Origin of the sequence: Enterobacter sp. N18-03635 (assembly GCF_004006055.1) — a bacterium.
Taxonomy (GTDB): Bacteria; Pseudomonadota; Gammaproteobacteria; order Enterobacterales; family Enterobacteriaceae; genus Enterobacter; species Enterobacter vonholyi.
In genome coordinates this window covers 2515406-2537957 of the sequence record NZ_CP034769.1, presented here as the reverse complement: position 1 = coordinate 2537957, position 22552 = coordinate 2515406, and the positions used below count along the sequence as shown (strand labels likewise).

General features: G+C 50.9%; 20 protein-coding genes and 2 pseudogenes. 10 read left to right on the top strand and 12 right to left on the bottom strand.

Annotation, left to right across the window (positions count from 1 at the left end):
- Positions 1–7 precede the first annotated feature (7 nt).
- The 3 genes from ELK40_RS12835 to ELK40_RS12825 are packed head-to-tail and all read left to right on the top strand — an operon-like array spanning position 8 to position 1997.
- Entirely contained in the window at positions 8–550 is a 543-nt protein-coding gene (locus tag ELK40_RS12835) for a fimbrial protein (RefSeq protein ID WP_164850630.1), read from the top strand.
- Entirely contained in the window at positions 547–1056 is a 510-nt protein-coding gene (locus tag ELK40_RS12830; RefSeq protein ID WP_127731267.1) for a fimbrial protein, read from the top strand. Before ELK40_RS12835 ends, ELK40_RS12830 begins: the two co-directional genes overlap by 4 nt.
- Before the next feature lie 11 nt (positions 1057–1067).
- Positions 1068–1997, top strand: coding sequence for a fimbrial protein (locus ELK40_RS12825; RefSeq protein WP_127731265.1), 930 nt, complete (start codon positions 1068–1070; stop codon positions 1995–1997).
- Positions 1998–2031: 34 nt separating this feature from the next.
- Here ELK40_RS12825 and ELK40_RS12820 read toward each other — a convergent pair whose 3' ends face one another.
- The 3 genes from ELK40_RS12820 to ELK40_RS12810 form a co-directional block, all read right to left on the bottom strand.
- Complete coding sequence (locus ELK40_RS12820) at positions 2032–5127, bottom strand: multidrug efflux RND transporter permease subunit (protein WP_127731263.1); 3096 nt, start codon at positions 5125–5127, stop codon at positions 2032–2034.
- A 4-nt stretch (positions 5128–5131) separates the two neighbouring features.
- A complete protein-coding gene (locus tag ELK40_RS12815; protein WP_164850629.1) occupies positions 5132–6043 on the bottom strand; it encodes an ABC transporter six-transmembrane domain-containing protein in 912 nt (303 codons plus the stop codon).
- Between the two features lie 125 nt (positions 6044–6168).
- A complete protein-coding gene (locus ELK40_RS12810) occupies positions 6169–6555 on the bottom strand; it encodes a transporter (RefSeq protein ID WP_164850628.1) in 387 nt (128 codons plus the stop codon).
- A gap of 270 nt (positions 6556–6825) precedes the next feature.
- Between ELK40_RS12810 and ELK40_RS12805 the strand changes: the two genes are divergently transcribed.
- Together ELK40_RS12805 and ELK40_RS12800 are read left to right on the top strand one after the other, a co-directional pair.
- Positions 6826–7530, top strand: a complete 705-nt coding sequence (locus ELK40_RS12805; RefSeq protein WP_111965101.1) for a response regulator — start codon at positions 6826–6828, stop codon at positions 7528–7530.
- Complete coding sequence (locus ELK40_RS12800) at positions 7527–8591, top strand: ATP-binding protein (RefSeq protein ID WP_127731259.1); 1065 nt, start codon at positions 7527–7529, stop codon at positions 8589–8591. The genes ELK40_RS12805 and ELK40_RS12800 overlap by 4 nt, the downstream gene beginning before the upstream one ends.
- On the opposite strand, the gene ELK40_RS12795 is transcribed toward ELK40_RS12800, so the two are convergent.
- The 3 genes and pseudogenes from ELK40_RS12795 to ELK40_RS12785 all read right to left on the bottom strand — a co-directional run.
- Positions 8572–9513: an ATP-grasp fold amidoligase family protein gene (locus tag ELK40_RS12795; RefSeq protein ID WP_127731257.1), complete on the bottom strand. Its 942-nt coding sequence runs from the start codon at positions 9511–9513 to the stop codon at positions 8572–8574. The genes ELK40_RS12800 and ELK40_RS12795 overlap by 20 nt on opposite strands.
- Before the next feature lie 257 nt (positions 9514–9770).
- A pseudogene (locus ELK40_RS12790) lies at positions 9771–9884 on the bottom strand (peptide ABC transporter ATP-binding protein); the annotation flags it as partial.
- Position 9885: 1 nt separating this feature from the next.
- Positions 9886–10037: pseudogene (locus tag ELK40_RS12785) on the bottom strand (peptide ABC transporter ATP-binding protein); the annotation flags it as partial.
- 281 nt (positions 10038–10318) lie between these two features.
- Here ELK40_RS12785 and ELK40_RS12780 point away from each other — a divergent pair.
- The 5 genes from ELK40_RS12780 (at position 10319) to ELK40_RS12760 (ending at position 16067) form a co-directional block, all read left to right on the top strand.
- Positions 10319–10978, top strand: a complete 660-nt coding sequence (locus tag ELK40_RS12780) for a DUF1120 domain-containing protein (protein WP_127731255.1) — start codon at positions 10319–10321, stop codon at positions 10976–10978.
- Positions 10979–11498: 520 nt separating this feature from the next.
- Positions 11499–12158, top strand: coding sequence for a DUF1120 domain-containing protein (locus tag ELK40_RS12775; protein ID WP_127731254.1), 660 nt, complete (start codon positions 11499–11501; stop codon positions 12156–12158).
- Between the two features lie 147 nt (positions 12159–12305).
- On the top strand, positions 12306–13019 hold the full coding sequence (locus ELK40_RS12770) for a fimbria/pilus chaperone family protein (RefSeq protein WP_127731252.1): 714 nt from the start codon (positions 12306–12308) through the stop codon (positions 13017–13019).
- A 121-nt stretch (positions 13020–13140) separates the two neighbouring features.
- Positions 13141–15516 carry a fimbrial biogenesis usher protein gene (locus ELK40_RS12765; RefSeq protein ID WP_244599385.1) on the top strand — a complete coding sequence of 792 codons (2376 nt, stop codon included), beginning with the start codon at positions 13141–13143 and terminating at the stop codon, positions 15514–15516.
- On the top strand, positions 15513–16067 hold the full coding sequence (locus tag ELK40_RS12760) for a hypothetical protein (protein ID WP_115875372.1): 555 nt from the start codon (positions 15513–15515) through the stop codon (positions 16065–16067). Before ELK40_RS12765 ends, ELK40_RS12760 begins: the two co-directional genes overlap by 4 nt.
- A gap of 45 nt (positions 16068–16112) precedes the next feature.
- Here the strand turns inward: ELK40_RS12760 and sapF are convergent, their stop codons facing one another.
- The 6 genes from sapF to pspF all read right to left on the bottom strand — a co-directional run bounded on the left by sapF (position 16113) and on the right by pspF (position 22457).
- Positions 16113–16919, bottom strand: coding sequence for a putrescine export ABC transporter ATP-binding protein SapF (sapF, locus tag ELK40_RS12755; protein WP_115875370.1), 807 nt, complete (start codon positions 16917–16919; stop codon positions 16113–16115).
- Position 16920: 1 nt separating this feature from the next.
- Positions 16921–17913 (bottom strand): putrescine export ABC transporter ATP-binding protein SapD, encoded by a 993-nt coding sequence (sapD, locus tag ELK40_RS12750; RefSeq protein ID WP_008501228.1) that lies wholly within the window; start codon positions 17911–17913, stop codon positions 16921–16923.
- The gene (gene sapC / locus ELK40_RS12745) at positions 17913–18803 is read right to left on the bottom strand and encodes a putrescine export ABC transporter permease SapC (protein ID WP_127731248.1); all 891 of its coding nucleotides are present in this window, start codon (positions 18801–18803) and stop codon (positions 17913–17915) included. Before sapC ends, sapD begins: the two co-directional genes overlap by 1 nt.
- The gene (gene sapB / locus ELK40_RS12740; RefSeq protein WP_069719064.1) at positions 18790–19755 is read right to left on the bottom strand and encodes a putrescine export ABC transporter permease SapB; all 966 of its coding nucleotides are present in this window, start codon (positions 19753–19755) and stop codon (positions 18790–18792) included. Before sapB ends, sapC begins: the two co-directional genes overlap by 14 nt.
- Entirely contained in the window at positions 19752–21392 is a 1641-nt protein-coding gene (gene sapA, locus ELK40_RS12735; protein WP_111965097.1) for an ABC transporter substrate-binding protein SapA, read from the bottom strand. The genes sapB and sapA overlap by 4 nt, the downstream gene beginning before the upstream one ends.
- 87 nt (positions 21393–21479) lie before the next feature.
- Positions 21480–22457, bottom strand: a complete 978-nt coding sequence (gene pspF / locus ELK40_RS12730) for a phage shock protein operon transcriptional activator (protein WP_127731246.1) — start codon at positions 22455–22457, stop codon at positions 21480–21482.
- Positions 22458–22552: the final 95 nt, after the last annotated feature.

The window sequence follows — 22552 nt, the reverse complement described above, 5'->3', positions numbered from 1 at the left end:
CATTACAATGAAAGTTTGGCTACACATCATGGTGAGTTCCGTTTTGTTCGCATTTAGCTTTTGTGCCGGGGCGGATGACCCTGTAAGACTAAACATCAACATCACTGGTACGGTAGTAGCGAATGGCTCCTGTACTTTTAACAACGGTAAGACGCTGACGGTGGATTTTGGTGATATAGAAATTACTACCGTTAACGGTAGTTCCAAACTTGATGGGACCTACCGAAAAACGTTGTCATCCATGATGACCTGTTCTGGTGACACCTCAGGAAAGGCTCAAATGACCCTGAAATCGGTGGCAGGAGGGACTGTGGAATATCAGGGACAGAAACTGTTACCCGTAAGCATTAATGCTATGAACCCTGGGCAGCAATTAGGGATAAGGTTTCTGGTGAATGGCGTGGAGAAGGATATTGATGCTGCATTCGCAGTGGACATGCTTTCTCAACCAGGACTACAAGTCGAGTTGGTACAAGTAGGTGACGGAAGCAACCTAATTAGTGGTGCGCCTATTACGGCCAGTGCAACACTTGTAATGGAGTTCTTATGATGCGTATTAAGTTGCTTTTATTATCACTTGCTTCTGTGTTGTTCTCGACGCAAATGAATATGGCACTTGCATTACAAACTGGAGATTCCATGTCCATTTCTTTTACGGGCAGACTTATTAACCGAAAGCCATGTACTATAAATAACGGGGCAGTAATTAATGTTAGTTTTGGTAATGTGAACATTGACAAGGTGGCAACGGAACACATAACTCAGCCGTTAGATTATACGCTGGCCTGTCCAGGGTCAACAAGCAGTAATACAATACAAATGACAATCAAGGCAACCCCAGTCACGGGTGATCCGGCCGCAATGGGATCAAGTGCAACGGGGTTGTGGCTTAAGTTTATGAATAATGGCAAGCCCCAGAATTTAAATATTCCATTTGATGTTAAGGATATTAACGATCTTCCAAATCTCGAGATCGAGCTTGAGAAAAATCCTGCTTCTGAATTGCATGCTGAGGCTTTTACAGGAACAGCAACGTTAATGGCTGAGTTTTTTTGAATAGGATTGGTATGTGTCGCAAACAATTGTCCGGCTACGCTAAAACAGTGTTAATTATTATTGTTTTGTTCATGGGGGTATGGTCCCAATCTAGTCTTGCAACGTGGACAGGCGGATATGGCTTTAAAAGTACTCACGATGTTTGTGCCACATCAGCAGATACGGATGTATCGAGTCAGCTTAGAAATAATTTGACGGTAGCACCTATGTGTTCTTTTGATATTGGTCCGGGCAATTCAGTTCCTGCAAATGGCCAGTATTCACTCGTTACTTTTTTTACTAATGCTCCGGGCGATGCCACTTATGATAATGCGGCATCGTTTACGAGCAACCCACTTTATATAGAGGCTGATCAGCAGTTGAGTGATTTACCGCTTGACTGGACCGGCATTAGCTACATGGAGTACGTTGTTCCTTGGGCTTATATATGTTACGCGCTAAGAGACATGACAACGAATCACTTCTACAAGTTTAACGCGACGCCTACATCTTGCACTGTGATAAGCGGTGGTTCTTTACCACCCGAACCCAGCAAGCTTGAATGTTCATTTAATAATGGAAATGCACTAAATATTTCTTTAGGGGATGTTGTTCGGAGTGAAATCGGTGCTGCGCCAGGTTCAACACCTGCTTTAGAGCAACAGCTTGACGTTACTTGTACGGGGGATGGTACTGCTACTTACTCAATAAATTTTCAGTATACAGGGATTAACATATCCGGTAATGAACTTGTTACGACATCAGCTAACGGATTAGCGGTGGCAATGTCATTCAATGATCAGTTGGTTACTACAACGGACACATACACACGCACTTATAGCACGGGTTCGCAGTCAGAGTCACTGAAGTTTGAGCTAGTGCGCAATCCAACGGTAAAAGTTAGCGATATTCCCACAGGCGCCTTTTCAGCAAGCGCAGTGATGGTAATAACTTTTCAATAGTTTGCAGAGAAGGAGCGTGATCCCTCAAAGGGATTCACGCTTTTCTGATGTTGTCGATGAACCGCGCGATGACGATAAAGAAAACCGGTACGAAGAAGATCGCGAGAAGCGTGCCGCTAATCATGCCGCCAAATACTCCGGTACCGATGGCATGCTGCGTACTTTCGCTCGCATCGCTGGCCAGCATCAACGGAACAACCCCTAGAGTGAAGGCTAACGATGTCATCAGAATGGGGCGCAGGCGCTGGCAGGCGGCATGAACGGTTGCCGCCAGCAGGGGCTGCCCCTGACGGTGGAGCTGCCTGGCAAATTCAACAATCAGAATGGCGTTCTTGGCCGACAGGCCGATGAGCGTAATCAGGCCCACCTTGAAGAAAACGTCATTCGTCATGCCGGAGACAGACACTGCTACTACCGCGCCGATAAGACCCAGTGGAACGACCAGCATGACCGCGAATGGGATAGACCAGCTCTCATACAGCGCGGCGAGCACCATAAATACGACCAGTATCGACAGGACGATAAGGCCCGGAAGCTGAGATTCCGATTTTATCTCCTGTAGCGAACTCCCGGCCCACTCGCCAGCCATACCCTGAGGCAGGCTCCTGGATAAACCCTCCATGACCTTCATTGCGGTGCCGCTGGACTCTCCCGACGCCGCATTGCCGGTAATGCGAATAGCAGAATATCCCTGATAACGCGTCAACTGCTGCGGCGCAACGTTCCAGGAAAGCGTGGCAAATGTAGATACCGGCACCATCTGACCCATCCGGTTTTTTACTGATAATTTCAGTATCTGCTCAGGCTGCATTCGGTAGGGCGCATCGGCCTGAATAATCACCTGTTGAACGCGGCCGTTGTTCGTATAGTCATTGACGTAATTTGAGCCCAGGGTGACGGAGAGCGTCTGGTTGATTTCATCAAATGAAACGCCCATCGCTTCTGCTTTTTCTCTGTCCACCTGTAGCGCAAGGCTTGTTCCTTCCGGAAGACCGTCTATATACACGTCACTCAGTTCAGGACGCTGATTTGCCTGCAGGACCAGCGCGTCGGCAGCTCGCTTTAAAGCCTCGTAGCCGAGTCCCGCTCTGTCCTGCACGTACCAGGTAAAGCCCGACGAGGTGCCCATATCCGAAATGGCCGGCGGGAGCAGGCTCATCGTGACGGCATCAGAGACGTTCGCCATGCTGGCCTGTATATGGTCGGCTTCACCCTGGGCCGTCGAACCCTGCCGATATTTCCAGTCCTTCAGCGTGGTGAAGGCCATAGCCGAATTCGACCCTGAACCTGAAAATCCAAACCCCAGGATCATAATGTTGCTTTCAATATCCGGCCGGGCCGCAATTTCCTCTTCAAATTTTTTAACCACGTTCAGGGTTCGCTGCATGGTTGCATCAGAAGGCAGCTGGATTGAAGACATAAAGTAGCCCTGATCTTCGTCAGGCAGAAAGGACGACGGTAAGGAAGACATCCCCAAAAAAAGTGCAGCACATAGCGCAACGTACAGGAGCAGCATACGCCCGGTTCGCTTCAGAACGGCACCCAGCCCGGCTTCGTAACAGGCGGTAAGCGAGCGGAAGCGCGCGTTAAACCTGACCGCGAACCGTCCGCCTCCGCTCTTTCCTGCCTTATGCGGCTTGAGTAACGTTGCGCACAGGGCAGGCGTCAGCGTCAGGGCAAGAAACGCGGACAGCAGTATAGAGACAGCCATGGAAATACAAAATTGTTGGTAGATAATCCCGACGGATCCTTCAGCAAACCCCATGGGGATAAACACGGCAGTGAGCACCAGCGTGATCCCGATAATCGCCGGTGTGATTTCCTGCATGGCTTGCCGCGTAGCGTCACGCGGGGAAAGGCTTTTTTCCTCCATCAGTCGTTCAACGTTTTCTACAACCACAATGGCATCATCGACAATAATCCCTATCGCCAGCACCATGCCGAACATCGTCAGAATATTGATGGAGTATCCGCTCAGTAGCATTACCGTGAAGGTGCCAAGAAGTGCAACGGGGGCAACAATCGCCGGGATAAGCGTGCAGCGTATCTTGTGCAGAAACAGCAGCATAACCAGGAAGACGAGAACCATCGCTTCCACAAATGTCTGAACAACCTTCATGATAGAAAGTTTCACAAACGGGGCGGTATCGAAGGGAACCGTAAATGCCATTCCTTCGGGTAACACCTGGGAAAGTTCGTCGATGCGCGCGCGTACGCCTGAAGCCGTGCTCATTGCGTTGGCGCCAGGCGAGAGCTGGATAGCCGCCGCCGTTGCAGGAACCCCATTTTCGCGGATACCGAAAGCGTAGCTTTGCAGGCCAGATTCAATGCGTGCAATGTCGGACAATTTCAGACGGGCGCCGGATGCGTCAGACCTCAGAGTAATATTCCTGAACGCCTCTACCGAGGAGAGTTGTCCCTTCACCGTGATGGGATACGTTACCCCTTGTCCTTTTGATGCTGGCTCATCTCCCGTTTTACCGGGCGAAACGAGGGCATTCTGCTGGCCAACAGCGGTAAGCACATCGCTCACCGAAAGGCCGTAGGTGTGGAGCTTCATCGGATCCAACCAGATCCGTAGCGCTTTTTCGCCGCCAAACAGCTGAACTTTCCCTACGCCGGGCACGCGACGAAGCTCGTCACTGACGTTTCGGGCAAAATAGTCGCTTAAGTCGGCTTCCTCAAATTGACCTGTCGTGGACTTAAGCCCCACCATCATCAGAAACCCCGAATTAGCGGCCTCGACGTTAATGCCGTTTTGTCTTACCGCCTGAGGGAGACGAGGCTCGACAATCTTAATCTGATTCTGCAGGTCCATCTGCGCCAGCTTGATGTCCGTACCCGGTTTAAACGTGACGGTAATCGATGCCGAACCGGTTGTGTCGCTGGATGATTCGAAATAGAGCAAATTATCGACCCCAGAGATTTCGCGCTCGATTAACGATACCACCGACGTATTCATGATATCGGGGCTCGCCCCCGGGTAACTGACGGAAATAATGATCCCCGGCGGTGCCACCGCCGGATATTGCGCAACCGGCAAACGGGGAATAGACAGGAGTCCTGCCAGCACGATAAAAAGCGCCACTACCCAGGCGAAAACGGGGCGTTCAATAAAAAAATAAGGCATTAAATTAACGTCCAGTTACGTGAATTTCTTCATCAGTGGATACGCGTTTACCGATATCCCTGAGCTGCGAAAATTTCTCAAGAAGCTGCGGCGCGTCATCGAGGCTCGTCGCGAACATCCACATGTAGGTCATCACGGAATAAATATGTCCGGCGGTGATGCCGGTTGAGCGCGTCATCCAGACGATGGTCAGCGTAAAAAGCGCGGCAACAAGTACGCCGACCCACAAATAGCCCCACGCCTCGCGGTCAGATAACGCGATACGTAAACGCGCAAGCGTGGAGTAATGTCGGTGAAGAGTGGCCGTTCCCGCCTTATGAACATAATCCACTTCTTTTTCCAGACGATTATTCAGGCGCATGAATAGCCATTCATTTTTACGGGCATATCCGGAGACAAATCCGAGCAGGACAAATACAATCGCAAAGCACATGACGCCGGCCCAAAATTCAATAAACAGCAACATGATTGCGGCGCCAAACAGTGAACTCAGCGATGTAATCAGAAGGGGAAGGTGCATTTCAAAGAAATCCACGTACTCGCGCGAGAGCGTTACCCTGGCGGCGATTGCCGAATGGTTTAGCTGATACTTGCGCTGTGCCAGAACGACGGATACCGCGAGTCCGGCATAAATGCGTGCAAACGTGCGGGTATCGACGCTTCGTCTGGCCGCGCCGATGAACCACATACAAAGCACCATCAGGCCATATAGTGCGGCGTTAAGCGTCTTCCCTGCGAGGATGGCATTTATCGCGATGCCTGCCAGAACGGGGTAAAGTAGAAACGTTACGTTTTCAGCCACCACCAGGAAGAAGGTGACAACCAGTTTTTTCCGGTGCCGGATCGCAAGTTTTTTAAGCGAGTGCATCACTCCGGCAGGCTCAGAAGGACTAAGATTATTATTACGGTTCATCATTATGGGCAAATCGCGTCAGACTTTTTTTAGTGAATTATTTTTGTGCAAAATAGTGTGATGGAGAGCCTACCGCGCGCCTGTTTAGCGGAAATGTGCGGTTTGTGGAGGATGTGTGGAGCGGTGGCTCAAATCATTCTCATAATGAGGTACAGCGGGGCTCCACCAAAAAAAATGATTAAATAACACTCGTAGTAAAAGACCAGATCCTCGATGTCGGGCATTGTGTTTAACAACACGGTGAACGTAATAATGAGATAAAGAAAAATTACTATTAGCCAGAAGGCGATGACAAGCAGCTCAGTCAACGCACCGGCTTTATTTTGGATTATCAGAGAGACAACCGACAATGCGATACAGCCATAGATGATGGGTGACGAGGGTAGTGTCGAGGCGACTTTCTCATCCATTCTGTGTACCAGCACCAGCCAGGTATAAAGTAATCCCCACGACAGCAGCAGAAACAGGGAATATATGCCCAGTTTTTTAGGGGAGAAATATTTTGAAAGTTCCATGTTCATTATTTCAGCCAACTTCATAAAGTCTTTAAGAAACAGTGGTAATTTGCAACGCTCAATGCACAAAGGCTTATGCTCAATAGCGATTTTGAACGGACATTGTCGAGTCTTTATTGACTGAATGTGTAGGTTGTGTGGAGAAATAACCGGGCATTTAAATCAACCGGGAAATTCTCGTGACCATGGCACTTTTTCGCGGAGGCTGTGTCTTATTGTGCTAAAGATATCTGATAGCGTGCTTAAAGGGATTTCACCCGCGGAGATAACATGCACAAAAATACGCTGATCCTTGTTGTTGAAGATGAAGACGAAATTGCCGAGATACTGATGAGTTACTTAGAGCGTTCGGGAATGAAAACGCTCAGAGCCAGGCAGGGCGAGCAGGCGATAACCCTCAATCGCCTGCATAAACCGGATCTCATCTTGCTGGACATTCATCTGCCCGTATGTGACGGCTGGAGCGTACTTACCACGCTTCGTCAGGAAAGTTCTGTGCCCGTCATTATGGTTTCCGCTCTCGATCAGGATGTCGATAAGCTCATGGGGCTGAGACTGGGCGCGGATGATTACGTGATCAAACCCTTCAACCCCTCTGAAGTTGTCGCACGGGTTGAGGCGGTACTGCGCAGGACAAAACCCGCGCTTCAGCAGGCGGGTTCCCTGCCGCTCAGAACGCCCTTTATTACGGTCTATCCGGATGACTTCTACGTGGAAGTCACTGTGGGCGAAGAGGTTATCTCCCCGGTATTAACGACGACCGAATTTAAATTGCTCACCTGGCTGGTACGATATCCGCGAAAGGTCTGTTCCCGCGAAGAGTTACTCAACGCGTGCCTGCCAGAAGGTGATACGCTCGACAGAACGGTCGACAGCCATATGAGCAAGTTGCGTAAAAAACTGGAACTTGCTGGCCTTTATGGCGTTCCCGAGAGCATAAGAGGCTTGGGTTACCGGCTTGGGGAAAAGAAATGAACAAAGAGTCTGTCCTGAGTCGTCAGATCTTAACGTATATGCTGTTGCTGACGTTTACGATAATTGCCATCGCCATACTGGGTTCCTGGTTTTTTTACTCCTTTATTCTGGATCACCTCCCGGGCGGTCCTGCTGCGGGCGATGACGAGCAGATGACGATGTGGGACTGGGTGTGGATTGGGACCGCGACGACGATCAGTTTGATTATCGCACTCTTTTTCACGGTCAAACTTTCATCGCGAATACTCACCCCGCTAAACGCGGTAGCATCCAGCCTGAAAAAGATTTCACAGGGCGATCTTGACGCACGGGCATTCTGCGCCAGCTCCCGGCTGGGTGAGATCAATCACCTGGTGACGGATTTCAATGAAATGGCGGAAAAATTACAGACGCTGGATATACAGAGGAAATCCTGGAATGCTGCGATTGCGCACGAGCTGAGAACCCCGGTCACGATCTTACGTGGACGGCTTCAGGGGCTGGTTGACGGTGTTTTTACCCCGGACCCGGTTCTGTTTAATAATCTTCTCAAACAGACGGAAGGGTTAACCCGTCTGATTGAAGATCTCCGGGTTATCAGTTCGGATGGCGGGTCGGGATACTCGTTATGCCAGTCCAGAACGGATCTTAAAGGGGCAATACAGAATGCGCTCGATACCTTCATGCCCGAGTTCAACCGTAAGGCATTTACCATCAAAACAGAACTGAGGGATCAGCAATGCGTATTCGACCCATTACGCATCAATCAGTGTCTGACCGTTTTATTTGATAATGCCTTACACTATTCAACCTCGCGCACACTCATCGTGAAAAATGGCGTTTCTGATAAAGGCAATTACATCCTTATTCAGGACGGGGGGCCGGGCATCCCCAAGGAGTTTCATGATTTCTTATTTCAGCCCTTTCAGCGCGATAATGGTGCCAGAGAGTTGAACCCGGAAGGCTGTGGTTTGGGCTTGTCGGTGGTAAAAGCCATCATGCTGGCGCATGGTGGCGATGTTACCTATACCTTATCGAAGCAAAACCACTCGATATTTAAGCTCACCTGGCCCGACTCGTGAGCGTGAGCGGCAGGTCAAATGTGCCTGCCGGCGATAAATGCCATATTTTTCCTAGCTTAGCATCCCATTCCTGCGGGGTAATCGACAGTTTACCGCGTCTCGGGCTTAAGGTTATTTCACTGAAATAGATTTCATCTTTTTTTAGCATAAGGTCAACGCGGCAGTAGTCAATGCCATCCGCCAGTTCCTGGGATGCCAGCAACGCCTCTCGGAACAAGGCTGGTTCGCCCGGCGCTAACGGTGTATTTGGATATTCCATCTGGAAGGGTTGTAAGTTCCAGTGCCTGTCGTAAACGTTGATAAAACCCTGGCCGTTATCATCCGTAAAATCCGCTTCAACATAGTGCGCAACGCCATGAAAGCAATGGATCCTCAGCATTTCCGGCGTTGTGTTTCTGTCAGCATTATCGAAGAGATCGACAAACGGCTCGCAGAGTATACTGGGCGTAATATTTTTGTACTGCCATTCGCGCGTGGTGTAGTACAGATTTTTCTTTAACGCGAGACTCAGTTTTTTACACGCTTCCCTAACGTTAAATTGCGCTTTGTTTGTACATATTATAGTGCTGCCGCTGTCATGGTTGCACTTAAGGACGAATTGGTCAGGGAGTACTGAAAAATCAATCTGCGACGCCCGGGTATAAACGCCAATTAATGGCACCGTTTTCACGCGCGTTGTTCTGGAGGAAACGTATGCCCGAACGGCGAGTTTATCGGCAAGCATGGTGTAGAAGTTATTATGGTCATAGACCAGACGATGGCATATTTTTTCACTCAGCGTAGTGGGGGATTTAATGTCGGGGCTTTGCCCGGATATTTTCTTTAGCCTGATAGTATGAAAGTGCAGGTCCGTCATTAAAAAAGAACGGCATTTTCTGATGAGATACTCTGTGTATTTTAGAACATAGGTCGCGGTGTTCATTTCTTCTCCTCCGTAATGTCCGGATATTCTGGAGAAGAACTGTTGATTGATATTGCATAAAATATGGAGCAGGGATGGAGATGAAAGAGTTAAGGATTAAATAGCGTGTAAAGGCTATTTAATCCTTATTGAGAGGTGCTTCAGCAATGATCATTTTTGGCCGCAAAATCAATATTTGTGCCAGACCCAGACCCAGACCCAGACCCAGACCCAGACCCAGACCCAGACCCAGACGCCGACTCCTGGTCGGTGTTAGGACGCAGCGTAAAGCTCAGCGGCTTCACCGCATCGACAGTTTGACGATGAAACATCCCCGTGCGGTAGCGAAAGATCTTACTCAGGTTGCAAACTTCCGGTAAGGTTTCGATCATTTCACACTCTCTCCATGTTCAGCGGGAAATGACAGGCGTAAAGATGATTTTGGCCCCGGTCAGGCGTGGCGTCTTGATACATTTACGCTGAGCATAGGGACACCGCGGCCCCAAATGACAGCCTATCTACGGGGATTTCAGCAGCGGAATCGCCAAGGCAGGGTTTAAATGATGTTTATTGTTCAGATATTGAAGTTATCTCTCTTGCTGAGGGAATTAATATGTATTAAGGAACGTCCACAATTGGACGAAAAGTAAGTTGAAGGGGCGGAGAGGGTGTTGATATCTTATGCCGCCCCAAGTGATATAACTTTATATTGCTTGGTGTTATAGGGTTCAGGTGTAAATTCTTATCCTATTTAAATTTTAAATATATGAAACTTTCGGTTATATAAATTTAGTAGCCGTTATTTCTGGACTAAGGGAATAAATAAATGAAAAAAGTATTACTTGCTACGCTGTTAAGTGCATGCGCTATCAATGCATTCGCTGCCAACACTGTGGATTTGCAGGTGGCCGGAGTCCTGACGGACTCAGCCTGCACACCATCACTTCCAAACGGGGGTAAAGTTGATTTTGGTAAAAACGCCTTGAGCTCAATGAGCGCGACCGCTGTCAACCAGTTGGGATACCGCGACGTTAACCTGACGTTGACCTGTGATGCTGCTACGGCGCTGGCGTTTACAGCAACGGATGCACACAATGATAGCGCCGTTGTTCAACTTGTTGGTAGTAAGGCGGGGGCAGCAGATTCTGATTTTGGGTTAGGAAAAACAGCGGGGAATGTTAAATTAGGTGCTTATACAATTATGTTACAGTCCAACCCTACCGTAGATGACGTTGTGACTCCGGCATTATATTCCGCTGCTGGTTCAACGCCATCTTGGTCCGTAGCTGGCTCTAACTCGTTTGTCCATACCAACGGTAACATCATTTACACTCCAGGTAATTCGACAACTAAAGTACCAACAGCCTTTAAGAAAGCGGTATTCCCACTGCGTATCACGGCGTCTGCACAGGATACCACTACCCTCGCAATTACCGATGATACTAATCTGGACGGTCTGGCGACCTTCTCGATTATTTACCTCTAAAGTATAAGTCTTCTTCCTGCCAGTATTCGCTAAGTTTCGGGCAGGCCTTAGGATCTTACTAAGCGTCAATGATGACAGCAGGTGTTATTCTGAATAAAGGATAATGCCTGTTTTTTCTATAATAATTCCTTATGGCTGAATGTGTTATATGCGTATTAATATCCCGTATATATTTAAACGAAAATGAACGAAAAGTTATATGAAGGGGGTAATGACAGGCGCAGGGATGATTTTTGGACCTGGTCTGAGTAGTAAATAATGTTTATTGTTCAGATATCGAAATTTCCTCTCTTACTGAGGGAGTTAATATGTATTAAAGGCCGTCCACAATTGGACGAAAAGTAAGTTGAAGGAGCGAAGAGGGTGTTGATATCTTATGCCGCCACAAGTGATATAACTTTTATTGCTTGGTGTTATAGGGTTCAGGTGAAAATTCTGATTCTGATCAAATGTTAAACAAATGGAATTTTCGGTTATATAAATGTAGGGGCCGTTATTCCGAGACTAATGGAATAAATACATGAAAAAAGTATTACTTGCTACTCTGTTAAGTGCATTCGCTATCAATGCATTCGCTGCCAACACTGTGGATTTGCAGGTGGCCGGTGTCCTGACGAACTCAGCCTGTACACCATCGCTCCCAAACGGGGGTAAAGTTGATTTTGGTAAAAGCGCCTTGAGCTCAATGAGCGCGACCGATGTTAACCAGTTGGGATACCGCGACGTTAACCTGACGTTGACCTGTGACGCTGCTACGGCGCTGGCGTTTACAGCAACGGATGCACACAATGATAGCGCCGTTGTTCAACTTGTTGGTAGTAAGGCGGGGGCAGCAGATTCTGATTTTGGGTTAGGAAAAACAGCGGGGGGTGTTAAATTAGGTGCTTATACAATTATGTTACAGACCAGCCCTACCGTAGATGACGTTGTGTCTCCGGCATTATATTCCGCTGCTGGTTCAACGCCATCTTGGTCCGTAGCTGGCTCTAACTCGTTTGTCCATACCAACGGTAACATCCTTTACACTCCAGGTAATGCGACAACTAAAGTACCAACAGCCTTTAAGAAAGCGGTGTTCCCACTGCGTATAACGGCGTCTGTACAGGATACCACTACCCTCGCAATTACCGATGATACTAATCTGGATGGCCTGGCGACCTTCTCGATTATTTATCTGTAACTATTTTCAGACGTGGATGCATCGGCATAGATGCCACTAATATTCGCATCCTCTGGCAAATATAAATTAACGATACATATCGTTTAATAATATCGATGTGTATCGTTTTAATTGACCTATGTAAGTATTCTTCTTGAGAGCTATGATATGTATTCATCGTTAAATAAAAGAACATATGCGTTAGGTTTTGCATATGCTCTCTTAGCATTGCTGCCTACTCTTTCATTTGCTTCGGGCATGGTGCCTGAAACCTCTATGCTGTTTGTCAATGAGACCGATCAGGGGGCAACGATGAACGTGAAAAATACAGATGATAATGCCCAGTTGTTATATACCAGCATTAATTCACTGCCTGACGAGAGTAAAGACATTCGTCTTATAGTCACGCAACCCGTGGCGCGCGTCGAAGCGGGTCAAACTCAGCAGGTGCGTTTTGTCCTTACAAGCGATAGGCCGCTGAAGACGGAGCATATGATGCGGGTGATATTTGAAGGCATTCCTCAGAAAACGAAAGGGGTGAATAAAGTTGGGTTTAATATCCGCCAGGATTTGCCGGTGCTGATTCACCCAGCCAGTTTACCTCAGGTTCAGGATGCATGGCGCTTAATTACCTGGAAAGCGCAAGGGAATACGATAACCCTCTCAAATACCAGTCCGTATGTCGTACGTTTTCAGCCAGCCGTTGAATTACTGCCCTCAAAAGAGGTCTTTAAATTATCTAAGGCTTATATTTTGCCCGGCCAAACGATGACTATAGAGGCAGGTAAATCTGTTGCCGGGAATAATCAAATTCGTTTTTCCCCGGTAAGCCGCTATGGCGTTCAGATAGATAAATATACCGCACAGTTGGACGCTAATTAACATAAGACACAACGAACGAACTCTGAAATTTGTCGGTATTGACAGTTATGAAAACTAAAAAAAACATATGCTGCCTGCTCTGTGCGGCATAGCTGTATGCGCTTTTCAGCCAGGTATGGCGATGGCGCAGGAGAATGCTGCAGAGTTTGATACATCCGTATTGGAAAATAATGGGCTGGATAGTTCATTGGGAACTTATTTTGCCCATTCAGCAAAATTTTTACCGGGTCGTAAGCCGGTAAGTTTAAAAATTAACGGTAATGAAAAAGGAATAGTGACAGCGCTGTTCGGCAAAGAAGGACAGCTGTGCGTAGATCGTAGCTTTTTGCAAAGTGCAGGGCTTCAGGTGCCAGCAAAGTTGGCTAAATCGCCTTCGGAGCAAAGCGCTCAATCCAAAGATCCCGCTTGCTATGATTTTCGCCAGGATTATCCCACTGCAGTTATCACGCCAATACCAGGAGAGGAGCGTCTCGATCTTGTTGTGCCCGAGGAGGCGTTAGCCACGGGTGAAACGGCCTTGTCTGATTACCAACAAGGAGGCACTGCGGGAATTTTTAACTATGACCTGTTTACCACGCGAAATCAATATGACGGCGGTAACGATGATTACGGTCAGGCGTCGCTCGAAGAGGGCATCAATATCAGCGACTGGCTGCTGCGAAGTCGCCAGATCCTCACTAAAGATCAGGGGGATTTCAGCAGCAACAGCCTCTATACCTATGTACAACATACGTATGTCGATCAGAAAACACTGATGCAGGCTGGACAGATCAATATAACTAATACCTTATTTTCTGGCGCAGCCATCAGCGGTGTGCAGTTTGTTCCGGAAGATGCGTTAAGTACGGAAGGCAAAAGCGGCGTCACGGTAAATGGTCTTGCACAAGGCGCACAGGCCCGGGTAGAAGTACGTCAGGCGGGCGCATTAATCTATTCCACGCTCGTCCCGATGGGGCCGTTCACGCTTGAGAATGTGCCAGTTGCCAGGGTAAATGCCGATCTGGACGTCACGGTCAAAGAAACCGACGGAACCTCCCATCGCTATGTTATCCCTGCTGAGTCGTTACACCCGAACCAACTGGGGGGACCTCAGGGCTTTTCCATCGCCGCAGGCAAGGTACGTGATATTGATATCGACAACGACAGGGAAAAACCTTATCTGCTGACGGCTTCAGATGGCTGGCGTGTGACTTCATGGTTGAATGCCAGCGCAGGCGCGATGGTCGCAACAAAGTATCAGGCAATTGCTACTGGGTTGGATATCGCCCCGATGGCCCCGTTGATGATATCGACCGTACTGAAAGCCTCTGACGATCAGCATGATGACGATCGAGGTACAAGTGCAACGTTGAGTGCGAACTACCGGGCCGAATACAATATTAATTTGTTTGCTTCGGCTTCGCGCTATAGCAGTGGTTATCGTGAACTTCTCGATACGTTACAGGATGATTTTACGCCTTACAGCGGTCAGTACACGACCAGCGTAGGGTGGAGTAATAGTCTTTTAGGCTCCTTCAACATGGGTTACACCCTGAATCAGGGGGTAAAAGGGGATGATGATAGCCGCTATGTCTCGCTGTCCTGGGGCAAATCGTACCGTGATTACAATGTTTCTGTAAGCTGGCAAAAGCAAGTCAACAAGAAAGATAACGATAGCCGTTATTCAAACGGCGATCAGGTTTATGTCAGTGTCGGAATCCCCATCGGTTCGCATCGGGTAAACAGCTACTGGCGCAAGCAAGGTGAGTCTGAGACAGCCGGTCTTCAGACGGGAAACAACCTGACGCCTGAGCTTTCATACACGATTGCCGCAGAACGTGATGTAAAAGATCAGGAAAACAGTTTTGACGGTAGTATCGCCGACAATCTGCATTACACCCAGCTTGGGCTGAGCGCAGGGATGAACGGAAGCGACAGCAAAAATTATAGTGCTACATTAAGCGGTGGCATTGTGGCGCACTCTGATGGCGTCACTTTCTCGCCATACCGCATCGATGACACGTTTGCTGTTGCAGCGTTAAGTGAAAAGGTCAGTAATGTGCAGATTTCCACGCCATCTGGCGATGTCTGGACAGACCATTGGGGGTTGGCAGTTATCCCGTCACTCCCTGCCTATCATAATGCTCACATCGAAGTGAATAGTGCATCGCTGCCAAAGAATATCGATCTGAATAACGGAATTTCCACCGTCGCGGTTGGTCATGGGGCTGTCAGCCATGTGAATTTTGGTGTTCTTGATGTCCGCAGGATGATGTTAACAATTTCGCTTCCTGATGGTTCACCGTTAGCGAAAGGCAGCACAATCGTAGATGCCGATAATAACTACGTTGTTACGTCTGTTGACAATGGGCTTGTTTTCCTCAGCGATGCAGATAATCAGTCGACACTGTACGCGACGGATGATAATGGCAAGAGAAAATGTCAGTTGAAATACACGATGCCGAAAGAACGTGATGTGAATGTTTTCTACGAAAGTGCTGTTGGAGTATGTAAATGATTTTAATAAAAAGAGCGCTGATTTGTGTTGTATGTTCGTTATTAATGGTTCCATTGGTACAGGCAGACTGTCAGGTATCTCTTTCACAGCCAACGGTTAGCTACGGAAAAATTAGGGTTTCTGATATTGCGAACAAAAATAAGCAGTGGAATCACCTGGCCCAACGGCAGGTTACTCTCACTGCATATTGTCCTGATGCGCAAAAGATGGCGCTATTTTTTGATGGCAAGGCAGGGGAGCAGAGATTATTTACCTTCGGTGATAACAGTCGTTTGCTGATGGTTGCGAGCGATGCTACGCTGGACGGAAACCCGGTGCAACTGAATCGGATTTCAGATGCGGGGGTGTTTATTCCCAACGGCCAACAGGCAGATAAACTCGCCGCCCGTGCAGGAGAAGGGATTGTACCTGTCAGTTCAGGCACAGTGGTGTCAGGAAAGCAGTTTACGATGATGCTCACCATTGAACCGTTATTGAATCAGAATGACCTTAGCTTGCGTGATTCCCGCGATATCGAGAGTAATATTCAAGTCCGACTTGAAACGGAATAGTCCCCTACCACTCAAAAGCAAAAAGGCAGGTTCAACCTGCCTTTTTTAACGGTCCTTTCGCCACGCATCCGCCGTCAATGCTTCACCAAAATGACCCGCAATCAGTCGTTTTGTCAGCTCATGAAGCGGGGAGGCCATCACATCCGCGGTGCTACCGCGCTCGACCACTTCACCCTGGTGCATAACCATCACCTGATCGCTGATGTGCTTCATCATTCCCAGATGCTGGGTAACGTAGATATACGAGATCCCCTGTTTTTCCTGCAGCTCCAGCATCAGGTTAATTAGCTGCGAGCGCATCGACATATCCAGCGAGGCAAGCGCTTCGTCCGCAACGATCACTTTTGGCCGCAAAATCAACGCACGCGCCAGACCCAGGCGCTGTTTCTGACCGGGGGCCAGCATGTGCGGGTAGTAGCTTTCGTGGTCCGGTAACAGCCCAACCATACGCAGGGTTTCGAATACGCGCTTACGGCGTGCCTCCGGCTCCAGGTCGGTGTTCAGACGCAGCGGAAAATCGAGGATCTGCGAAATGCGCTGGCGTGGGTTAAGCGAGGTAGACGGATCCTGAAAGATCATGCGGATGCGCTGGCTGCGGAAAGAGTAATCGCCGAACGTAAGAGGATGATCGTCAATCAACACTTCGCCTGCAGTCGGTTCAACCATGCCGGCGAGCATTTTCGCCAGGGTGGATTTCCCGGAACCGTTCTCGCCGATGATCGCCAGGGTCTGTTTTTCACGCAGCGTAAAGCTCAGCGGCTTCACCGCGTCGACGGTTTGACGATGAAACAGCCCCGTGCGGTAGCGAAAGGTCTTACTCAGGTTACGCACTTCCAGTAAGGTTTCGACCATTTCACTCTCTCTCCATGTTCAGCGGGAAATGACAGGCGTAAAGATGATTTTTTGCCCCGGTCAGGCGTGGCGTCTCGATACATTTACGCTGTGCATAAGGGCAACGCGGCCCCAGACGACAGCCTATCGGCAAAGATTCCAGCAGTGGAATCGCCCCGGGCAGGGTATTCAGGCGGCTTTTATGCGGCATGGCGCTGCCAAAATCCGGAATGGCGCGGATAAGTGCCTGCGTATACGGGTGGTGCGGCGCGGTGATTAGGTCCTCACTCGGCGCGGTTTCGACCGTTTGCCCGCAGTACATCACGTCAATTTTATCCGCCCATTTGCTGAGCATTTGCAGGTCATGGCTGATCAGCAAAATGGTGGTGTTGTTGTTCTGGTTGAGACGCGACAGCAGGCGGAAAATTTGCGCCTGCGTGGTGGGTTCCATCGCGTTCGTCGGTTCATCCGCAATCAGCAGGCGCGGCTGATTGGCCAGCGCGATGGCAATCATCACTTTCTGACATTCGCCGTCGGTCAGCTCGTAAGGGAAGCTGCGCATCGCATCTTTGTGGTCTTTGATCCCGACGCGGTGTAAAAGCTCGATGGCGCGACGCTTGCGCCAGCCAACGCGTTGCCACCAGCGGCCTTTGTAGGTCCAGCCGGGAATGTTCTGCATCAGCTGTTTACCCACGCGTTCGGACGGGTCGAGACAGGACTGCGGCTCCTGAAAAATCATCGAGACGTTGTGCCCGACCAGCTTACGCCGCTCGCGGGGGGAGAGGCGCAGCAGATCGATATCATCAAACCGCATACGGTCTGCGGTCACGCGCCAGTTGTCTTTCGCCACGCCGCAGATGGCTTTGGCGATCAGGCTTTTTCCTGAGCCGGATTCCCCCACCAGCCCGCGAATTTCACCTTCCGCGAGGGTGATACTGATGCGATCGACGGCTTTAACCCAGCCTTCACCGGTTTTGAATTCGATGGTGAGGTTGCGGATATCAAGAAGCGGCATTATTGCACCCCCGCGTTAATTGCACGGCGAATACCGTCGCCCAGCAGGTTGATCAGCAGCACGCTCACCATAATGGCCGCACCCGGCAGCATGACCGTCCACGGCGCCACGTAAATTAACTCCAGCGCGTCGCCGAGCATCGCACCCCATTCGGGCGACGGCAGCTGCGCGCCGAGATCGAGGAAGCCGAGCGCCGCGATGTCCAGGATCGCCATCGACAGGGCGCGGGTGATCTCAGTGACCAGCCCGGCGGCGATGTTGGGCAGTACGGCAAACCACAGAATGTTGAAGGTTGTCGCGCCGTCCAGACGCGCGGCGACGACATACTCTTTTTCCAGCTCGTCATGCACCATGCTGTAAACCGAGCGCACGATGCGGGGCAGGATAGCCAGCCAGACGGCGAACATGGCATGCGACAGGTGCGGACCGGCAAAGGCAACCACAACGATCGCCAGCAGCAGGGACGGAATTGACAGCAGCGTATCCAGAATGTGATTAAGCACCGCCGAGCGCAGGCCATGCGTGGAGCCCGCAAAAATACCGAGCGCCAGCCCGCAGATCGTTGCCGCGAGCGTCACCACAAACGCGCCGCCCACCGTCGGGGCCGCACCGCTCAGCAGACGGCTCAGCACGTCACGTCCGAGGTCGTCCGTTCCCAGGAAGAAGGAGACTTCCCCGTAGCGGGACCAGGACGGCGGCAGCAGCTGATAGCCAAGGAACTGCTGGTTAATGCCGTACGGCGCAAACCACGAGCCAAAGACGCACAGCAACACCAGACCGGCGCAGCCATAAAGGCCGATCATTGCCGTGGTGTCACCATAGAATTTACGCCACACGGTACGCAGCACGCCGGGCGTGCTCTTTTCACTGTATACGTTATCGTAAGGCATACCATTCCTTATGCTTCAATGGGTTAGCCATGGCACCCAGAATATCGGACAACACGTTAACAATAATGACCAGCGAACCAATCACCATCACACCCGCAGAAATAGCGGCATAATCCTGCTGGCGGATGGCGTTAATCAGCCATCGCCCCAGGCCTGGCCAGCTAAAGACCATCTCGGTGATCATGGCCAGCGTCAGCATGGTGGAAAACTGTAATCCCAGGCGCGGAATAACCGGCGGTAGCGCGTTGTGCAGGACGTTGCGGCGCAGTATGGTCAGGCGCGACAGTCCGCGCGTGGCGGCGGCTTTGACATAGTTCTGGTCAAACACCTCGATGGTGCTCAGGCGCATCAGGCGGATCACTTCGGTTGTTGGCGCAACCGCCAGCGTCAGCACCGGCAATACCATATGGCGCAGGGCGCTGACGATCATCTCATGCCGCCACACGGAATCGGACAGCCACGCATCGATGATGGCAAAGCCCGTCACCGTTTTAACCGTATAGAGCAGATCAAAACGGCCAGAAACCGGAAGCCAGCCCATCGTCAGCGAGAAGAAAAGCGTCAGCAGCAGCGCCAGCCAGAAGACCGGGATGGAGAAGCCGAGCAGGGCGAGGGCGCTGATAAACTTATCCTGCCATTTGTTGCGATAAATCCCGGCCAGCATGCCCACGGGGATCCCGACCATCAGGGCAAAACCGAAGGCCAGAATGCACAGTTCCATCGTGGCCGGGAAAACCTCTTTCAGCTGATCGGAAATAAGCTGCCCGTTAATGCTGGATACGCCGAAATCCCAGTGCAGCAGCCCGTTAAACCAGAACAGCCAGGCATCCCACAGCGACGACCCCTGGAGCGGGGCGTGGGGCGTGAAATAGCTCAGGCTGAAGCCGACAAAGTTCAGGAAAAAGAGCGTCACCAGCAGCAAAAGGAGCCGACGCAAGGTAAAAATAATCATGGTTTTTTCACCTCTTGTTCTTTTTCACGCGATACGCCGGCGAACGAGGCGTTGCCGAACGGGCTCAGCACCAGGCCCTTAATATCATAACGATAGGCCTGAAGACGCAGGGAAGAGGCCAGCGGCAGCACCGGCAGTTCCTGGGCCAGGATCTTCTGCGCTTCATCATAGGCGTCGATGCGCGAGGCCAGCTGTTGGGAAGACAGCGCTTTTTGCAGCACGGCGTCAAACTCCCGGTTACACCAGTGGGCGTAGTTGGTCTGCGAGTTTATCGCCGCACAGCTCAGGAGCGGCCGGAAGAAGCTGTCCGGGTCGTTACTGTCGGTAGCCCAGCCGGTCAGGGTTAAATCATGATTCATGTCCATCAGGCGCGCCTCCTGGAAACGGCCCTCAACCGGTACGATGATCACTTTGACGCCCACCTGCGCCATATCCGCCTGCAGCAGTTCGGCGGTCTTGAGCGGGCTCGGGTTCCACGCCTGGGAACTGGTTGGCACCCAAAGCTGCAGCGTCAGGTTTTCCGCACCCAGCGCTTTCAGCTGTTCACGCGCTTTTGCCGGATTGTATTCCGTAATTTTAGCCTCACCGTCGTAGGCCCACGAGGCGCGCGGTAAAATTGAGGCGGCGGTTTCCGCCGTGCCGTAGTAGATCGACTGCATCAGACGCTGGTTGTTAATCGCCAGCGCCAGAGCGTGTCGAACTGCAGGGTTATTCAACGGTGGCTTATCGGTGTTAAAGGCCAGATACGCGATGTTCATCCCCGGGCGTAACGTCAGGCGCAGGCGCGGATCGTCGCGCAAAATCGTGAGCTGGCTGGCTGCGGGCCAGGCAAGCACGTCGCATTCCCCGGTGAGCAGTTTCGACAGACGCCCCGTCCCGCCAGAACCCAAATCGACCACCACCTGCGGCATCAGCGGCGTACCGCGCCAGAAGTGTTCATGGCGCTGCAGACGAATATACTGTCCGGCGCGATATTCGGCCAGCTGGAACGGACCGGTGCCGACCGGCTGGCGATCGAGCAGTTCCTGACGATCTTTTTTCGTCAGCTGAGCCGCGTATTCAGCGGACATAACCGACGCATAGTGGGTTGCCAGATGCCAGAGGAAGGAGGCATCCGGGCGCGTCAGCGTGAATTCAACCGTGCGGTTGTCCAGCTTACGCACGCTTTTCACGGTGTCGGCAAACTGCAGGCTGTCGAAATAGGGGAAGTTGCTGCCGTTAACGTTATGCCACGGGTGATTACGGTTGAAGATACGCTGGAAGGTAAAGACCACGTCATCCGCGTTCAGCTTGCGCGAGGGAGTAAACCACGGCGTACGCTGGAACGCGACATCATCGCGCAGGTGAAAACGGTAGGTTGCCCCGTTATCCAGCACTTCCCAGCTTTCCGCAAGCTCGGGCACCAGACGGTAGGTGTACGGGTCGACGTCAAGCAGACGATCGTAAAGCTGCGCGGCAAGGGTATCCACAATCAGGCCGCTGCCCGCTTTTTGCGGGTTGAAAGTATCCACCTGGCCGCTTACGCAATAGACGAAGCCGCTGTCACGAATGTCAGGCTGCGGCGTTTGCCCGGGCGCGGCAAAGGCCAGGCTGCTAAACAGACCAAGTGCAAAAAAGGACGATAAAACCAGACGCATAATTTTTAAGGTTTTTAGGTTCGATCTGCAAAGTGTATCGCACTTACGCCTGCTTCGTAAAAATGTCTATGGTAAGTGCTGATATTGTCAGCGCATTTGATGCTTTTTAAGCAATGCCCTTAACTGATGGTAGGTCAGACCCAGCAGTTCAGCCGCCCGTTTCTGGTTATATTTCGCCGCCTTAAGGCTGTGCTCCAGCAGCTGTTTCTCCTGGTCGTGCTGGAACTGGCGTAAATCGAGAGGCAGAGAGGGGAGATCGCCTGAAGACGCTGGTGCCGGCAGCGGCGTCGCGCTGCGCTGAAAAGGATCGATAATGATGTTGTCCAGCTCGGTCTCGCTGCTGCCGTGGCGATAGACGGAACGCTCCACGACGTTTTTTAGCTCGCGGATATTTCCCGGCCAGTGGTAAGCCAGCAGCGTCTCCCGAGCATAATCGCTGAAGCCGGGGAAGAGCGGCAGTCCGAGCTCGCGGCACATCTGAATCGCAAACTGGTCTGCCAGCAGCATGATGTCGCTTTTGCGCTCGCGCAGCGGAGGAAGCTGAACGACGTCAAAGGCCAGGCGGTCGAGCAGGTCGGCGCGGAATTTCTCCTCCGCCACCATCTCCGGCAGGTTGGCGTTAGTGGCGCACACCAGGCGCACGTTCACCTGCAGCGGCTGGCTACCGCCGACGCGCTCCAGCTCGCCGTACTCAATCACGCGCAGCAGTTTTTCCTGCACCAGCATGGGCGCGGTGGCCAGTTCATCCAGAAACAGCGTACCGCCGTCGGCGCGCTCAAAGCGTCCTGGATGGCGTTTCTGGGCACCGGTAAATGCACCAGCTTCATGGCCGAAGAGCTCGGTGTCGAGCAGGTTTTCATTCAGCGCCGCGCAGTTCAGGGAAATGAAGGGGCCGTCCCAGCGCCCTGATAAATAGTGCAGACGGTTGGCGATGAGTTCCTTACCCGTACCGCGCTCGCCGATGATTAGCACCGGTTTGTTAAGCGGCGCAAGGCGAGAGACCTGTTCCAGCACTTCGAGAAAGCTGTTTGCTTCGCCGAGTAAATTGTCTTTGTATCCAGGCATGATGAAATTAACCACTCCTTAGCGATATTCACCAGGAAAGAGTAATCCTTCACTGCATAAAAATCAATCAGAGTCAGTGAAATCAATAAGATAAA

Excerpts from the sequence above, each read along its gene's own strand:
- ELK40_RS12760 (WP_115875372.1), top strand. The coding sequence starts at position 15,513 with ATGATTTTAATAAAAAGAGCGCTGATTTGTGTTGTATGTTCGTTATTA.
- sapB (WP_069719064.1), bottom strand. The coding sequence starts at position 19,755 with ATGATTATTTTTACCTTGCGTCGGCTCCTTTTGCTGCTGGTGACGCTC.
- ELK40_RS12770 (WP_127731252.1), top strand. The coding sequence starts at position 12,306 with ATGTATTCATCGTTAAATAAAAGAACATATGCGTTAGGTTTTGCATAT.
- ELK40_RS12775 (WP_127731254.1), top strand. The coding sequence starts at position 11,499 with ATGAAAAAAGTATTACTTGCTACTCTGTTAAGTGCATTCGCTATCAAT.
- ELK40_RS12800 (WP_127731259.1), top strand. The coding sequence starts at position 7,527 with ATGAACAAAGAGTCTGTCCTGAGTCGTCAGATCTTAACGTATATGCTG.
- ELK40_RS12835 (WP_164850630.1), top strand. The coding sequence starts at position 8 with ATGAAAGTTTGGCTACACATCATGGTGAGTTCCGTTTTGTTCGCATTT.
- sapA (WP_111965097.1), bottom strand. The coding sequence starts at position 21,392 with ATGCGTCTGGTTTTATCGTCCTTTTTTGCACTTGGTCTGTTTAGCAGC.
- ELK40_RS12830 (WP_127731267.1), top strand. The coding sequence starts at position 547 with ATGATGCGTATTAAGTTGCTTTTATTATCACTTGCTTCTGTGTTGTTC.
- ELK40_RS12805 (WP_111965101.1), top strand. The coding sequence starts at position 6,826 with ATGCACAAAAATACGCTGATCCTTGTTGTTGAAGATGAAGACGAAATT.
- pspF (WP_127731246.1), bottom strand. The coding sequence starts at position 22,457 with ATGCCTGGATACAAAGACAATTTACTCGGCGAAGCAAACAGCTTTCTC.
- sapD (WP_008501228.1), bottom strand. The coding sequence starts at position 17,913 with ATGCCGCTTCTTGATATCCGCAACCTCACCATCGAATTCAAAACCGGT.
- sapF (WP_115875370.1), bottom strand. The coding sequence starts at position 16,919 with ATGGTCGAAACCTTACTGGAAGTGCGTAACCTGAGTAAGACCTTTCGC.
- ELK40_RS12810 (WP_164850628.1), bottom strand. The coding sequence starts at position 6,555 with ATGGAACTTTCAAAATATTTCTCCCCTAAAAAACTGGGCATATATTCC.
- ELK40_RS12765 (WP_244599385.1), top strand. The coding sequence starts at position 13,141 with ATGGCGCAGGAGAATGCTGCAGAGTTTGATACATCCGTATTGGAAAAT.
- ELK40_RS12795 (WP_127731257.1), bottom strand. The coding sequence starts at position 9,513 with ATGAACACCGCGACCTATGTTCTAAAATACACAGAGTATCTCATCAGA.
- sapC (WP_127731248.1), bottom strand. The coding sequence starts at position 18,803 with ATGCCTTACGATAACGTATACAGTGAAAAGAGCACGCCCGGCGTGCTG.
- ELK40_RS12820 (WP_127731263.1), bottom strand. The coding sequence starts at position 5,127 with ATGCCTTATTTTTTTATTGAACGCCCCGTTTTCGCCTGGGTAGTGGCG.
- ELK40_RS12780 (WP_127731255.1), top strand. The coding sequence starts at position 10,319 with ATGAAAAAAGTATTACTTGCTACGCTGTTAAGTGCATGCGCTATCAAT.
- ELK40_RS12815 (WP_164850629.1), bottom strand. The coding sequence starts at position 6,043 with ATGATGAACCGTAATAATAATCTTAGTCCTTCTGAGCCTGCCGGAGTG.
- ELK40_RS12825 (WP_127731265.1), top strand. The coding sequence starts at position 1,068 with ATGTGTCGCAAACAATTGTCCGGCTACGCTAAAACAGTGTTAATTATT.